Genomic DNA, 14,772 nt, shown 5'->3' with positions numbered 1-14,772 from the left:
TATATAGATTATTTATACTAAAAAACGATACTTATTCAGTATCGTTTTTTAGTTTTATATATGAATAGTTATAAAATAATCCCTCTGTTTTTGGCTTCTCGAATTAAATCAACATCATTTCCTGTCTCTATTTTAAATAATTCCTTGAGATTAGCTTTTCTACTTTCTATGGCATGTAAAGAAATAGGAACGTATTGAGGTATGTCTTTGGTTTTAGTTCCTTTAGAAATATGGAATAAAATTAATTTATCAAATTGATCAATTCCGTCAATATCATTATTATTTTGATTAGCCATTTTAATTACAGAATGACTATAATAAATTTCATTTTTTAATACAATATCAAAACCAAAAATCAACTCATCAAAAGTTAAATCATTTTTGATCACCAATCCGGCTGGATTTATAGTTTCGATTATATTCTTTATTTTAAGTAACTCGGTATACATGGTCAGCAAAATAATTTTGCAGTTGGGCATGTATTCCATAATTAATTTGGCCAGATCTTCGCCAGAATTTATGCCTTTTTCTTCATAAACAGGCATGCTGATGTCTAAAAAAGCAACATCAAAAGGAGTTGTCTCTGGATTTGTTACTATTTCATAGCCAGTCATACAGTCTTTACCCTGTGTAAATGTATATTCATACAAATCAGGCTTATAACGAGTGATAGCGTTTTTATACCCATCAATTATAAAAGGATGGTCATCTACAATTAAAATATTCTTTTTAATTAACTTTACTGCATTTGAATCAACTGTCATTATATTGTAGGTTTTTGTGCTTTTTTGATTGGGATTATTACTATGATAGAAGTACCTTCATTTTTTTTTGATTTTATTTCGAGAGTACCTTCACATTCTATTGTCCTTGTTTTTATGTTTTGAAGACCTATGCCTTTTTTGGTTCGATTAACATTAAATCCTACGCCATCATCACTAATTTTTAATACTAAACTGGTATTTAGCTTTTTAAATTCAACCTTTATTTTAGAGGCATTAGCGTATTTATTACAGTTTTGAAGGGCTTCTTGTAGGATACGGTATATATTAATTTTTACAGTATTATCAATAAAATCCCATTTTATAGAAAAATCTATATAAGCAAGAAACTTTGTGGCATACGTTTTTTTCTGTTCTTCAAATAAGTTGGTGACTATCGCTACGAAGTTATTAATTAATTCTGATTTTTCTCTGTTAAGATTATGTGATATTTCACGAATGTCTTGTTCAATATTTTTTAGTTCGGTTAAATAATTTAATCGCATTTCTACGCCAGACTCATCCGTAATTTTGTTTAAGCTGTCTAGATTAATTCGAACTCCAAACATTCTCCCCAAAACACCATCATGTAGTTCTCTTGCTACTCTTTTTTTCTCTTGAATACTGTTGATTTCTATAGCGTTTTGTTGATTGATTAATAAATTATAGATTTCGGCGTTGGCTTGTTGCTGTTGTTGTTTGAATAATAATTCTCGTTGTTTAACTTTTTGATTTTTAATGGTGTACAGTAATATTGCTAATATAATAAAAGATCCAAAGATTAACAAAAGTTTTTTGTTTTGCCCCTCTAAGTTGGTGTTTTCTACTTTAATTTCATCCGTTTCATATTCTATTCGAGAGAATTTTTCGCCCATTTTGCGTTCAGCTTTTTGTAAAATATCATTGATTCGGATGTATTCTTTTGAATAGGTTGAGGCATTTCTGGGATCTACAACTCCCATTGATTTGAGGGTTTCCAGTATGCTCCTTAATCGTTTAGTATTGCGCGATTGCATATATGCTTCCTTAGCATATCGAGTTGCTTTTATAGTGTCATTTTCAGAATAAAAATATTCTGCCAAGTGAATTTTATTGATAATCACACCCGATGTATTATGTAAGCTATCGCGTATTTTAAGTGCTTTATAAAACAAACCAGGGAGTTCTTTTTTATCCTTAAGTTTAAATTTTGTATAAGCCAAATTATCTAGTAGCATTGCATATAATGAAGGTTTATCTAGAAATAGATCTTTTTGTCTTAATCCCTCTTCAAAGTAATTTTTTGCTCGGTTATAATCTTTTAAATTTAAATACACAAAACCCATATTATTCAGGGAAGTTGATTTAGAATGAAATTCAATAGGTATGGATTTATCATCCAAAGCTACTAACGCCTTATTGTGAAATTCTAAGGATTTGGTGTATTCTTCTCGTTCATTGTATAAAATGCCTAAAAGATTATAGGATTCATATAATAAATCATTAGCCTTTACCTGTTTTATATTTCTTAAGGCTTTAAAGATAGCTATTTCGCTATTGAAGTATTCATTTTCAGAGAATTGTAAATTTGCTTTATTGATTTGTGTTTTTGCTAAATTGTAATTGTCATTTAGTTTGAGATACGATTTTTCTGCTTTATAATAACAATAATAAGCGCTGTCTGAAACAGATTTTTTGGCATAGTAGTCTCCTAGATAGGTATATGCTTTAGCTGTATTAACGGTGTCCTGGCTGTTTTCGGAGCGTTTCAAAATAAGTTTAGAAGTTTCAAAATAGCTATTCCAATCACCCATATTATAATAACGATTGGCTATCTTGAAAAGATTTACCTTATTAATCGAATCGTCCTTTTGATTGATTATAATATCAAAGGCTTTACGATTATATTTTTGTTTTAATTCTTGGGATAAAGTAGTTTCATTTGCTAATGACAAATATGTAGTTAGGCTATCGTCAGAAGATACAGGATTTTGTTTGGATTTGTTTTTATTAGTACAACTAATGAAAAGAATCAAAAAAAGTAATAATATGGAGTAATGTTTTCTCAACAGTAAGTTTTGTATCAAAAATACTAAAACTTTTCATATAAAAAAAGCTGTCAATTTTGACAGCTTTTTTTACACTTTGATTTATTCTTAGTCTACTTTTCTGTCATTACCAGTTGACTGACCTCCGTCGATTCCACCATTATAATCTACTTTTCTGTCATTACCTGTTGATTGTCCTCCATCGATGCTACTAATTTTCTTTCCATTATAATCTACTTTTCTGTCATTACCTGTTGATTGACCTCCATCTATATCATTAGATGTGATTACTGTATTAGCAGCAATTAAAGAAGTTGAACTTTTTGGAGAGGCGAATGAAGTTGTTGCCAATACTAAGGTAAATAATCCGATTGTTAAGATAGCTTTTTTCATGATTTAAGGGCTTTATGTTATTGTTTTTTTTTACGTTTTTGATTCCGTTTGCGTTGGAATTCTTTTGTAAAACTAAACAGTAAGCCACAATAAATAATTTAAAAACAGCTGTTTATGGTAGATGTCATTCGTTTGTTAGTGAATGAATATCAATTTTGAGTGGATGGTTATTTCTTAACTTTCGATATAATTTTCATTGGCAAATTCATTAATTATGAAGTCAATATTTGTTTTGTAAGACTTGGAAAAAGGAAGCTTTATAGTGGTCTTTTTAATGTAACACAAAGAGTTTCCTGTATGTATTCTTGAGATAAAATTTCGATTTACTATATAACTATTATGTATTCGTATAAATGGATTAGTTAAGACAGTTTCAAAATGTTTTAAGGTTTTGAAAGCTGTTATCATTTCTCCATTTTTTAAATGGATATCTGTTGAGTTGTTATCAGCTCGGAAATAGCAAATTTCATCTGAATCTATGTATCGATGGTCTCCATAAGATTTGACACACAAGATGAATGATTTTTTACTATTTCTTGATTCAATTTTTTCAAGATCCCGTTTTTCTTTAGAACTAGGATTTTGAACAAGTACTATTTCGTCTTCAGTATTTATTTTATTCAGTTTATGAACCAGTTTTACAAAATCAATTACTAACAAAGGTTTCAATAAATAATCAATGACTTCATATTTAATACAATCAAAAGCAAAATCTTTTTTATTGGTCGTAATAACAATTTTTGGTAATTCTTTTAAATACATTAATAAGCCATTGATTAATTGTAAGGATAAATTACTATTCTTATCAATAGGATCGATTTCCAAAAATATTAGCCTTGGCATATGTTTTAAAATTAAATTCACGCCATCTGCATAATTATCTGCTGAAGCAAGAAAGTTTAATTCTGAAAATTCGCTTGCAATTGTCTTTGTTTTTGAAACACTCTCCGGGTCATCATCTATAATTATGTAGGTGTAGTTCATTTTTTTGAGACATTAATTTTAATACAGTGTTTTTTTATTTTTTTAAAAGTAAAATTTTAAGTTATTAAAGCGTGTTTGTGTTTGGTATTTTTATAAAAAAATAAAGAAAACAATCAAAGTTATGAATTTTTTGTGCAAAACAATCAAAAGTATTGATAGTTTTAAGTTTTACTTTGTTGGTTGTCAAGTGCATGGTGGTGGTTTTATTGTAAAAAAAATGCTTCTCGAAAGAGAAGCATTTTTTTAATTAATGATTAAATAAATAATTGATTTACATATTTATCTACATTTTCATCAACCAATTTTTCATCGAAACTTCATTTTCGATAATAGATTTTAAATCAGCAATTGCAACACGATCTTGTTTCATCGTATCTCTATGACGAATCGTTACCGTTTGATCTTCTATAGTTTGGTGATCGACAGTGATACAGAAAGGAGTTCCTAAAGCATCTTGTCTTCTGTAACGACGGCCTACTGCATCTTTTTCATCATAAGCCACATTGAAATCCCAACGTAAATCGTCGATGATTTTGTTTGCGATTTCTGGCAATCCATCTTTTTTAACCAATGGTAAAACTGCTGCTTTTGTTGGCGCTAAAACCGCTGGTAATTTCAATACCGTTCTGGTTGAGCCATCTTCTAAAGTTTCTTCTTTCAAAGAAGTAGCGAAAACAGCCAAGAACATTCTATCCAAACCAACTGAAGTTTCAACTACGTAAGGAACATAGTTTTGATTCAATTCAGCATCAAAATACTGTAATTTTCTACCTGAAAATTCTTCATGTGCTTTCAAGTCAAAGTCAGTACGAGAGTGAATCCCTTCTAATTCTTTGAATCCAAAAGGGAAATTGAATTCGATATCAGCAGCTGCATTCGCATAGTGTGCTAATTTTTCGTGATCGTGAAAACGGTAATTCTCTTTTCCTAAGCCAAGAGATAAATGCCAGTTTAAACGGGTTGTTTTCCAATGTTCGTACCATTGCATTTCTTCACCTGGACGCACAAAAAATTGCATTTCCATTTGTTCGAATTCACGCATACGGAAAATGAATTGTCTTGCAACGATTTCGTTTCTGAAGGCTTTTCCAGTTTGGGCAATTCCAAAAGGAACTTTCATTCTTCCTGATTTTTGAACATTCAAGAAATTCACAAAAATCCCTTGAGCTGTTTCCGGACGTAAATATAAATCCATCGCAGTATCTGCAGAAGCCCCTAATTTGGTACCGAACATCAAGTTGAATTGACGTACTTCAGTCCAATTTCTAGAACCAGTTTCAGGGTCAGCAATTTCTAATTCTTCGATTAATGCTTTTACATCTTCTAAGTCACCTGCTCCCAAAGAACGTCCCATTCTTTCCAGAATTTCTCTTTCTTTAGCTAGATATTCTACAACTCTAGCGTTGGTTGTGATGAATTCCTGTTCGTTAAAAGCGTCTCCGAAACGAGCTTTCGCTTTTTCGATTTCTTTTTTCGCTTTTAGATTTAGCTTTTCAGCATAATCTTCAATCAGAACATCGGCTCTGTATCTTCGTTTGGAATCTTTGTTGTCTATTAATGGATCGTTGAAGGCATCCACGTGACCAGATGCTTTCCAAGTCGTTGGGTGCATCAATATTGCCGCGTCAAGTCCTACGATGTTATCGTTCATTTGAACCATTGATTTCCACCAATATTCGCGTATGTTCTTTTTTAATTCTACTCCGTTTTGTGCATAATCATAGACTGCACTTAAACCATCGTATATTTCGCTTGACGGAAAAATAAATCCGTATTCTTTTGCATGCGAAACTACATTCTTAAATAAATCTTCTTGTTTTGCCATAGTGGTGCAAAAATATAAAAAGGGAAATTAAAAAAAGAAAAAAAAATGAAGTTTGAAGTGGTGGTTTTCTTATTTTTATGGATAAATCAATTTTTTTATGTTTAATTCTCTCATCAATCTGTTTTTTCCAAAGGTTTGCGCTGGTTGTAAAACATTTATAGGTACTAATGAATATGTGATCTGCACGGTTTGCCGACATGAATTACCGCTGACAAACCATCATTTGAATCCTGAAAATGAAGCTTTCAAAAAGTTTTACGGTAGAATTCCAGTCGAACATGTTTCGGCATTGTTGTATTTTCATAAGAAAGGGATGGTTCAGGAAATAATACATAATTTGAAATACAAAGGGCATGAAGAAATTGGAACTGTTTTGGGAGAGTGGTATGCTTCCGATTTAAAGCATAGTGATTTTGTAAAAGAGGTAGATGTTATAATTCCAGTTCCTTTACATAAAAAGCGATTGAAAGAAAGAGGTTATAATCAGGTAACGAATTTTGGATTGGCTTTATCTGAAGATTTTAAAATCCCTATGAATGATAGCATTTTGAAACGAAAAGTATATTCTAAAACCCAATCAAAGAAAAACCTTTTGGGACGTACAGAAGGTATTGAAACGATTTTTGATGTGGCTTTCAATGAAGAAGATTCGAATAAACATTATTTACTTATTGATGATGTTTTGACTACAGGAGCGACTCTCGAAGCCTGTTCAAAAGCGTTGCTGAAAATTCCAGGAGCCAAGATTAGCATTGTTTGTATGGCAATGGCGCATTCGTAATGTATTTTGATTAAACCGGAAAATTTTGTGAGGCTGCGTGAAGGATGAAAGCCAATGCCATTATTAAGTTAAGGATTAAAAATAATTAGATTGCTGATTTTTGATTAACGATTTTTGATTTCAGATGTAAAAACTTCGTAAAATCAACAATATAATATTTAACCTGAACCAAATCTGAAATCTAAAATCGTTAATCATCAATCTAAAATCTCTTGAAACTTACATCTATTTTTGAACATAGGTTCTGAAATACCCACATTCATTGATGATTTCTTTATAATATTTGGTTTTTGAATATTTGGCTTTAATGTTTTTGAAGTTTTGCCAAGCGATAAAATTGGTCTTATCATCCTGAATGTCCCAAGAAGAAATGTTAAGCGAATAGTACTTTTTATTATAGTAATCATTACGTTCACATTTGGCAATCATGTATTGCGTTTTGGCTCTTTGTTCGTCGTTTTTAGCTGAAGCAAAGGCTTTTTCATAGTAGGCTTTCGCCAAAGAACAATTGGTAATCATGTCCCGAATGGGGTCTCTGAAAAAATCTGGAGTAGAACCAGAGCCCGCAATATTTCCTTCATAAAATAATCGGCCGTTACCAAAATGCGAGATGTTATAAAAAGCATTTCCGAGTATACCACTGTTGGTGTAGACATCTGTTTGTTTAGCAACATTGTCCTGTAATTTTTGAATGGTCATAAGGAAATCAAGCATAGTATATTTCTTCTTTTGAAGTGCTTGATGGTCGCAATCATGGCAGTCCTTAATGTTTCCGAGGAATGGATTTCCGTAAAAAACAGTGTTTTGAAGCTTCTCCGATTGTTTCATGAAAGCTATTGCTTCAGGGATTTTGTTTTCGAAAGTGGCTTTAACAGCCTGAAAATAATTGATGTCGGCCAGTTTTACCGAATAAATGGATGCGCCAATTTTTTCAATTTCGGTTTTATTGGTTTTAGATAAAAAAGCTTTCATTTCCAGAAGCTGCTTTTCATTATCATAAAAATTAGTTTCGCGATTGAAAATCTCTGTCATTACACCATTTTTTTGTGAACGATATAATGCTGCCAAATAGTTTTGACTCCAAGCCGTAGCATTTTCATAACGGAAATTCTCAATTGGGTTTTTCGGTAGTTCAAAGTATAACCACGATAAGTCCGCTAATATTGTTTTTTCATTTTCTGGATTGAGTTGGTCTATTTTGCTAAGATTGTTTACAAATCTCAACAGCCTTATTTGATTGATGGCCAAAGGAGTTTTGGGCATTTTGTTTTCGGCTTCATTGAAATTTTTGTCGGCCTGTTTAAAATTTCCATTTAGCGTTTCCAGATAGCCTGCGGCTACATTCCATAAATAAGGTTGCGCAGTTTTATTGGATTGCGCAATTTTGTTAACCAAGTTGATGGTCGATTTATGAATACTGTCTTTGGTCGTTTTTTTGTTTTGAAGAACGGTTTTGTCTTTAAATGAATGATCAATTTTGTTCTCTTGATTATTGATTAATCGAGTCAATAAATAATCGATATGAGGGTTTTTTGGTTGCAATTTATAGATTTCGGCAATGGCTTTTTCTTCGTCATTATAATAACCTCGTATCGCCCAAAGAGCTGCTTTTTCATCATCTGTTTTAGCCATTGCTAAAGATTGTTTCCAATCTTTTTCTTGTTGTGGGCGAAAACAATAAGCTGTAACAACACGCATTGTTGGGCATTTATCGAATACAATACTGTAGAGGTAATTGGATTTGGCGTACTGTTTTTGTTTGTATTCTATGCCTGCCAGATAGGATAAAGCTCTGTAATACAATGTGTTTTTCGGCTCCGATTTTTCTGTTTGGTTAAAGTAAGTAATCGCGTTTGCTTGTTGAGCACTGTAGAAATAGGCTTTGATGACAAGGAACCAATACCTATTTTTCAAGAAAGAATCTTTAGTGTCATTGTGTTTTTGCTCTAATGTTTTAATCCATTTAAGGTCGGATAGGACTTCTTTTTTTACTGTTTCATCATAATTCCATGAATCAAAATGTTGGGTAGAATAGGTTTCAACAGTTTGGGCATCATTTAAAAACAATAGAAAACTTTTGGTTTTGCTATCGTCTAGTTTTATTTTTTTATTCCATTTTTCAGAGGTTTTGCTTGGTTTTCCTTTTTTGAAGTAAACATTTAAATTAGCAACATCGGCACTGCTGGAATCGGTCAGGAAAAAGGTCAAGTCTTTTTCGTTAATTTTCCCTTCCAGATAGGTAGACCAATCTTTGATATTTTCGTTGTTGAATCTTGTAACCTGTTCGGTGTCATGACCAATTCCGTAAAAAAAATCAGAGGACAAGAATAATGGCGAATAGGACTTATCTACAAAAGTTTCGGGAGTAAAATTAGAATCAAATGACCAACCCCAATCTCCATCAGCGCAAGCATAAATAGTTCCGTAAATTAGAAGAGTTAAGGCGCTAGAAGCAATCAATAACTTCTTTAAAAATGGCTGTATCATAATTTTTTAAATTGAATTCGTCTAAATCGTAAAAGATAATTTCCTTTGGATTTTGAGTTGTATTTTCTTCGAGATCATTTGCCATTTCGAGCAAATCATTTCGTGATATTGTTTCTATTTTTATCTGATCGTTTTGTTTGTAAAAAACTCCCTCTCTAAAGTTGGAACTTTCCACCGTAAACCAATTATCTTTTGTAAGAACAAAACTACTGTTGTTTTTTAAATTATTAACATCAATTTTGTTTCTAAGACCAATTATTTTTTCATCTCTTATATGAATGCCCCACGAATATATAGGCAATGCAATGTCTATAGGCAAAGGGTAATTTTTTAGACTTGCTAAATAGCGGTTAGCAATGTTGCGATCGTATATCGAATTTAACGAATCGGGGGCAATTTTCCCCATATTGTAGTACATTAATATGCCTCGGTCTACATTTGGAATCTTTGTTTTTTTGAAATATTTTATTTGATGCAATCGTATGGTAGCTGAGAGTTTTTTATTGGAAACTTTTTTAAAAGATTCGATAAACCGCAAATAATTGTCTTTGCTTTCCAATGTCCAATCGCAATCGATTTGGATTTCCTGAATCTTAATATTATTTTTTGAATTGATCTGCTGAATAAAATTATTTGTCTTTTGAGCCAATTCCAATATGTTTAATTTTGGATCCAGCATGACTTTGTTTTTGATGTACACGACAGGAATGATTTCAAAACCCGAAGTTCTGTCCTCAAAACGGATTGGAGTTTTCGGAAACGGCTTCTGATTTTGAGGACTTAAATCAATATCAAAATACCGAATATAAAGTCTCTTAACTTGATTATTAGCTAAGCAGTTTTTTTCTTTTGGCGAAAGCCTGAAAATGGTTTTCCAATAGTAAAAAGAGATTATTGGTTTTTCTTGCTGTTGACAGGAAAAAAGGAAACAAAGGACTATTCCAAAAAGGATTGTTTTTTTCAAAAAGCGATTGTTTTTTATAGTTACTCTTTTCTGTTTTTGGCACGATTGTATGTCCAATAGGCTAATAAAACCAGTATTACAAATGGAATGTACGAACCAATTAAAACACCAATCTGATAACCTTCATCAGGTGCGTTTTTAATTTTTTCTTCAATGTTCACGCTTTGAAGTAATGGAATAAAAAGTGTCATTGTTATTTTATTAAAGCATTTTTTGTAAAATCCGAAAGAACTAATTTCCCAGAAATAGCGGCTCTTTCTTTTAATAATTTATCCCAATGAGTTGTTCCTTCCCAGAATATTTTTTTCATTTCGGAAAGAGCATTTGGATTATAACTGGCCAGTTTTTTAGAGAAAACGTCTACCTCTAAATCTAGTTCTTCTTTTGTTTGCAGCACTTTAGCATATAATCCTTTTTGCAGCGCCCAATTGGCTGTTTTCCACTCATGTGCTGCCAAGGTCATTTCGGACATTGCCATTTTGCCTATTTTTCTACTCACAGCAGGTTCAATCACAAAAGGACCAATCCCAATAGCTAATTCGGATAATTTAATACTGCTTTCCAGGGTTGCCAAAGCATAGTCACAGGCAGCAATAATACCAACACCTCCGCCGACGGCTTTTCCCTGAATGCGGCCTACAATTATTTTTTTGCATATTCGCATCGCATTGATCAAATTAGCAAATCCCGTAAAAAAGCGAGTTCCTTCTTCTAAAGTGCTTACCGCTAGTAATTCGTCAAAAGATGCACCAGCACAAAAAGTACTTGTGCCTTCACTTTTTAAAATAATTACAGAAACATCTTCGTTATCACTCAAATAAGTAAGCTCGTTAGTTAATCGGTCTAGCAATATTCTTGGAAAAGAGTTACTTGCAGGATGTCCAAACTGCACTGTAGCTATTTTGTTTTCAATGATTGTTAAGAGTGTTCCGTTTTTATCAGATGTTAACATAAGGCGTATTTTGATGTAAAGTTAAAAAAGTAACCGAAGCAAAATGGTATTATTTTTGGATTTGAAGAATAGTCATTTTGAAATTTGCATATTCCTATATTTATATCTTATATTTGCGCCATCTTATTGGGGGATTAGCTCATTTGGCTAGAGTACTTGCCTGGCAGGCAAGGGGTGACCGGTTCGAATCCGGTATTCTCCACTGATTTAAAATCAAGCACTTACATACTTTTTGTAAGTGCTTTTTTTTTTGACTGTAACTATACTGCAATATTCCCTATTTTTGTTTAGGTACTTAACCTAATTTCAAAATGAAAAAATCCTATTTCTAATGGCTGTATCTACTTCAATGGCATCTTTTGGGCAAAACCAAAAACAAACTCCAATAACTTATCCTGTAACCAAAAAAGGTGAAACAGTCGATGTGTATTTCGACACCAAAGTAAGTGATCCTTATCGTTGGCTTGAAGATGATAAATCGGCTGAAACCGGTGCTTGGGTCAAAGAACAAAACAAAGTTACTTATGATTATTTATCAAAAATTCCTTTTAGAGATGCTTTAAAAACAAGACTCGAAAAACTTTGGAACTACGAAAAAATAAGTGCACCATTCAAGGAAGGAAATTTCATTTATTATTACAAAAATAACGGACTGCAAAATCAGGCAGTTTTGTACCGAAAAGACGCTAAAGGAAAAGAAGAAGTTTTTTTAGACCCCAATACTTTTTCAAAATTAGGAACCACATCATTGGGAGGTGTTCATTTTTCCGAAGACGGTTCTAAAGTAGCGTATTCCATTTCCGAAGGAGGTAGTGACTGGCGAAAAGTAATTTTGATGGACGTCAATAATTTTAAAATTCTCGAAGATACATTGGTCGATATTAAGTTTAGTGGTGTGTCTTGGAAAGCAAACGAAGGATTCTATTACTCCAGTTATGACAAGCCAAAAGGAAGCGAACTATCAGCCAAAACCGATCAGCATAAATTGTATTACCATAAATTAGGAACAGCCCAAAAAGACGATCAGGTTATTTTTGGCGCAGATACAAAACGCCGTTACGTTGGCGGACATGTAACCGAAGACAACCGTTATCTAGTGATTACTGCGGCCAATTCTACTTACGGAAACGAATTGTACATTCAGGATTTGACCAAGCCGAACAGTCCCATTGTAACGATCGTTGATAATTTTAACAGCGACAATAACATCATAGACAACGAAGGCGAAAAATTATTTATAGAAACCGACTTAAATGCGCCCAACAAACGCATTGTAAGTGTTGATTTCAGCAACCCAAAACCTCACCCGAGCGATAGCGAACAGGCGGAGCAAAATTGGAAAGACCTCATTCCCGAAACCGAAAATGTTTTAACACCAACAACAGGAGCCGGATACATCTTCGCCAATTATATGAAAGATGCCGTGTCTATTGTAAAACAATACGATTACTCAGGTAAATTAGTACGTGAAATTAAATTACCTGGCTTGGGAACAGCCACCGGATTTGGAAGCAAGAGAGACGAAAAAACGCTTTATTATTCGTTTACCAATTACATCACACCTGGAACTATTTATTCTTTCGAGCCAAAATCGGGACAATCGGCGGTGTATGACAAGCCAAAAGTTGATTTCAAAAGCGAGGATTACGTTTCTTCCCAAGTGTTTTATACTTCCAAAGACGGAACCAAAATCCCAATGATTATCACCCACAAAAAAGGATTGAAACTCGACGGAAACAACCCGACCATTCTTTATGGATACGGCGGATTCAACATTAGCCTTACGCCAAATTTCAGCATATCCAACGCAGTTTGGATGGAAAATGGCGGAATCTACGCAGTGGCCAACCTTCGCGGAGGAGGAGAATATGGCAAAAAATGGCACGATGCAGGAACCAAAATGCAAAAACAAAACGTCTTTGATGATTTCATCGCCGCAGCCGAATATCTAATAGCCAAAAAATATACATCCTCCCGTTTCCTTGCCATTCGCGGGGGGTCTAATGGAGGATTGTTGGTAGGAGCAGTTATGACGCAACGTCCCGATTTAATGAAAGTCGCTTTGCCCGCTGTGGGCGTGATGGACATGTTGAGGTACCACACTTTTACCTCGGGTGCAGGTTGGGCTTTCGACTACGGAACCTCGGCAGACAGCAAAGAAATGTTCGAATACCTCAAAGGCTATTCACCCGTTGCTAATGTGAAATCAGCAGTTAAATATCCCGCCACGCTAGTAACCACAGGCGATCACGACGACAGAGTAGTTCCGGCGCATAGTTTTAAATTCGCAGCTGAGTTGCAGGAAAAACAAACAGGCAGCAATCCCGTTTTAATCCGAATCGATATCAATGCAGGTCACGGAGCAGGAAAATCAGTCGCAGCAACCATACAGGAAAGTTGCGACATACAAGCCTTTACGCTCTATAACATGGGATTTTCAGCATTGCCAAAACAATAATAAGGAGCTTAATCCTGCTGTACGCTACAAGTTTTTTCATAAAATTGTTTTTTTCTAAGGACAAAAAGGAGCTTCCGCTGGTCGCTCTTTTTGTCCAAGAAAAATAACATTTTATTTCAAAAGGCTTTTCGCTTCCATCAGGGCTAGGGTATCCGTTTTCATAAGAAGTATTTTCAGTTGTAAAGTATTCGATTAATTTGACCCGAAGATTTCTCTCAGAATCTCTCCAAAATCTTTTCCTTCAGACTGAAAAGGATATGAACAATACCGAATTGGCGGAGCAATCTCCAAAAGCAGTTCGACAATCTTGCGAAATCTTTATTCTATATCATAGGATTATACTTTAAATAGTAGCAGTACGTTTACTAAATGTACCATTTGTTCAAGCTCAAATGAAAGCCACTACAGGAGTCAAAAAAAGCTTCCTAAAACCATTAATTGTTAGTTTTATATTGATAATGAATTCATGCATTATTCATACACTATCCATACCTTTGACTAGGCTTTGATTAGGCTCTGTCCCGGCCTAAAATATTTCATGCTTTTTAAATGAACTTATCTGACAAATTTGTATTTTTGTTCGGATCATGGAAAGTTTTGGGATGCCCAAACATTTAAACCAATTACGATTGTATCTGACCATGGGCATTGGTATTTTACCAATTAAAATTTCACACCGACTTAATATCTTTGAAACATGAATACAACTGCTAAACCAAAACACATAGGAAGAAACATTAGCCGAATTAGAGAATTACGCGAAATGAAACAGGAAGCATTGGCGATAGCTTTAGGTGTGAGCCAACAAACTGTTTCTAATATGGAAAATAGTGAAAGTATTGAAGATGAAAAATTAGCTGAAGTTGCAAAAGCATTGGGAGTAAATGAAGCGGTTCTAAAAAACTTTTCGGAAGAAGCTGTTTTTAATATTATTGGCAATACAGTTAATAATCATGATAATGGTGCTTTATTTAATTATCAACCAAACTTTAATCCTATCGAAAAGTTAGTTGAAGTTTTTGAAGAAAATAAAAAACTTTACGAGCGTTTAGTTCAGGCTGAAAAAGAGAAAAACAGCTATTTGGAAAAATTACTCAATATGAAATAATAAAAAATTTGTTTTTATAACGCAAAGCCTCG

12 protein-coding genes and 1 tRNA gene are annotated in these 14,772 nt (G+C 33.4%); 4 read left to right on the top strand and 9 right to left on the bottom strand.

Going from position 1 to position 14,772, the window contains the following annotated elements; all coding sequences use genetic code 11:
* Positions 1-68: 68 nt before the first annotated feature.
* From ACUN3A_RS08000 to ACUN3A_RS07980, 5 genes are all read right to left on the bottom strand, one after another.
* A complete protein-coding gene (locus tag ACUN3A_RS08000; protein ID WP_445550773.1) occupies positions 69-764 on the bottom strand; it encodes a response regulator in 696 nt (231 codons plus the stop codon).
* Entirely contained in the window at positions 764-2,809 is a 2,046-nt protein-coding gene (locus ACUN3A_RS07995) for a tetratricopeptide repeat-containing sensor histidine kinase (protein ID WP_445550772.1), read from the bottom strand. Before ACUN3A_RS07995 ends, ACUN3A_RS08000 begins: the two co-directional genes overlap by 1 nt.
* Positions 2,810-2,896: 87 nt before the next feature.
* Positions 2,897-3,181: a hypothetical protein gene (locus ACUN3A_RS07990; protein ID WP_445550771.1), complete on the bottom strand. Its 285-nt coding sequence runs from the start codon at positions 3,179-3,181 to the stop codon at positions 2,897-2,899.
* A gap of 174 nt (positions 3,182-3,355) precedes the next feature.
* Positions 3,356-4,165 (bottom strand): LytR/AlgR family response regulator transcription factor, encoded by an 810-nt coding sequence (locus tag ACUN3A_RS07985; protein ID WP_445550770.1) that lies wholly within the window; start codon positions 4,163-4,165, stop codon positions 3,356-3,358.
* Positions 4,166-4,448: 283 nt separating this feature from the next.
* Positions 4,449-5,990, bottom strand: coding sequence for a glycine--tRNA ligase (locus ACUN3A_RS07980; RefSeq protein WP_445550769.1), 1,542 nt, complete (start codon positions 5,988-5,990; stop codon positions 4,449-4,451).
* Positions 5,991-6,087: 97 nt separating this feature from the next.
* Here ACUN3A_RS07980 and ACUN3A_RS07975 point away from each other — a divergent pair, with 97 nt between their 5' ends.
* The gene (locus ACUN3A_RS07975) at positions 6,088-6,771 is read left to right on the top strand and encodes a ComF family protein (protein ID WP_445550768.1); all 684 of its coding nucleotides are present in this window, start codon (positions 6,088-6,090) and stop codon (positions 6,769-6,771) included.
* 225 nt (positions 6,772-6,996) lie between these two features.
* Here ACUN3A_RS07975 and ACUN3A_RS07970 read toward each other — a convergent pair whose 3' ends face one another.
* Genes ACUN3A_RS07970 through ACUN3A_RS07955 form a run of 4 tightly spaced genes read right to left on the bottom strand, consistent with a single transcriptional unit; the run spans position 6,997 to position 11,174 of the window.
* Entirely contained in the window at positions 6,997-9,258 is a 2,262-nt protein-coding gene (locus tag ACUN3A_RS07970; RefSeq protein WP_445550767.1) for a hypothetical protein, read from the bottom strand.
* A complete protein-coding gene (locus tag ACUN3A_RS07965; protein WP_445550766.1) occupies positions 9,218-10,222 on the bottom strand; it encodes a hypothetical protein in 1,005 nt (334 codons plus the stop codon). Before ACUN3A_RS07965 ends, ACUN3A_RS07970 begins: the two co-directional genes overlap by 41 nt.
* Before the next feature lie 20 nt (positions 10,223-10,242).
* Positions 10,243-10,413 (bottom strand): hypothetical protein, encoded by a 171-nt coding sequence (locus ACUN3A_RS07960; protein WP_445550765.1) that lies wholly within the window; start codon positions 10,411-10,413, stop codon positions 10,243-10,245.
* A gap of 2 nt (positions 10,414-10,415) precedes the next feature.
* Positions 10,416-11,174 (bottom strand): enoyl-CoA hydratase/isomerase family protein, encoded by a 759-nt coding sequence (locus ACUN3A_RS07955; RefSeq protein WP_445550764.1) that lies wholly within the window; start codon positions 11,172-11,174, stop codon positions 10,416-10,418.
* 128 nt (positions 11,175-11,302) lie between these two features.
* Between ACUN3A_RS07955 and ACUN3A_RS07950 the strand changes: the two genes are divergently transcribed.
* From ACUN3A_RS07950 to ACUN3A_RS07940, 3 genes are all read left to right on the top strand, one after another.
* Positions 11,303-11,376, top strand: a tRNA-Ala gene (locus ACUN3A_RS07950).
* A gap of 129 nt (positions 11,377-11,505) precedes the next feature.
* The gene (locus tag ACUN3A_RS07945) at positions 11,506-13,632 is read left to right on the top strand and encodes a prolyl oligopeptidase family serine peptidase (RefSeq protein WP_445550763.1); all 2,127 of its coding nucleotides are present in this window, start codon (positions 11,506-11,508) and stop codon (positions 13,630-13,632) included.
* 697 nt (positions 13,633-14,329) lie between these two features.
* Complete coding sequence (locus ACUN3A_RS07940; RefSeq protein ID WP_445550762.1) at positions 14,330-14,740, top strand: helix-turn-helix domain-containing protein; 411 nt, start codon at positions 14,330-14,332, stop codon at positions 14,738-14,740.
* Positions 14,741-14,772 lie beyond the last annotated feature (32 nt).

The sequence above is a fragment of the Flavobacterium sp. WC2509 genome (assembly GCF_052683105.1).
This window is presented reverse-complemented; position numbering and strand designations above follow the sequence as displayed.

Excerpts from the sequence above, each read along its gene's own strand:
- ACUN3A_RS08000 (WP_445550773.1), bottom strand. The coding sequence starts at position 764 with ATGACAGTTGATTCAAATGCAGTAAAGTTAATTAAAAAGAATATTTTA.
- ACUN3A_RS07990 (WP_445550771.1), bottom strand. The coding sequence starts at position 3,181 with ATGAAAAAAGCTATCTTAACAATCGGATTATTTACCTTAGTATTGGCA.
- ACUN3A_RS07985 (WP_445550770.1), bottom strand. The coding sequence starts at position 4,165 with ATGAACTACACCTACATAATTATAGATGATGACCCGGAGAGTGTTTCA.
- ACUN3A_RS07980 (WP_445550769.1), bottom strand. The coding sequence starts at position 5,990 with ATGGCAAAACAAGAAGATTTATTTAAGAATGTAGTTTCGCATGCAAAA.
- ACUN3A_RS07975 (WP_445550768.1), top strand. The coding sequence starts at position 6,088 with ATGTTTAATTCTCTCATCAATCTGTTTTTTCCAAAGGTTTGCGCTGGT.
- ACUN3A_RS07970 (WP_445550767.1), bottom strand. The coding sequence starts at position 9,258 with ATGATACAGCCATTTTTAAAGAAGTTATTGATTGCTTCTAGCGCCTTA.
- ACUN3A_RS07960 (WP_445550765.1), bottom strand. The coding sequence starts at position 10,413 with ATGACACTTTTTATTCCATTACTTCAAAGCGTGAACATTGAAGAAAAA.
- ACUN3A_RS07955 (WP_445550764.1), bottom strand. The coding sequence starts at position 11,174 with ATGTTAACATCTGATAAAAACGGAACACTCTTAACAATCATTGAAAAC.
- ACUN3A_RS07945 (WP_445550763.1), top strand. The coding sequence starts at position 11,506 with ATGGCTGTATCTACTTCAATGGCATCTTTTGGGCAAAACCAAAAACAA.
- ACUN3A_RS07940 (WP_445550762.1), top strand. The coding sequence starts at position 14,330 with ATGAATACAACTGCTAAACCAAAACACATAGGAAGAAACATTAGCCGA.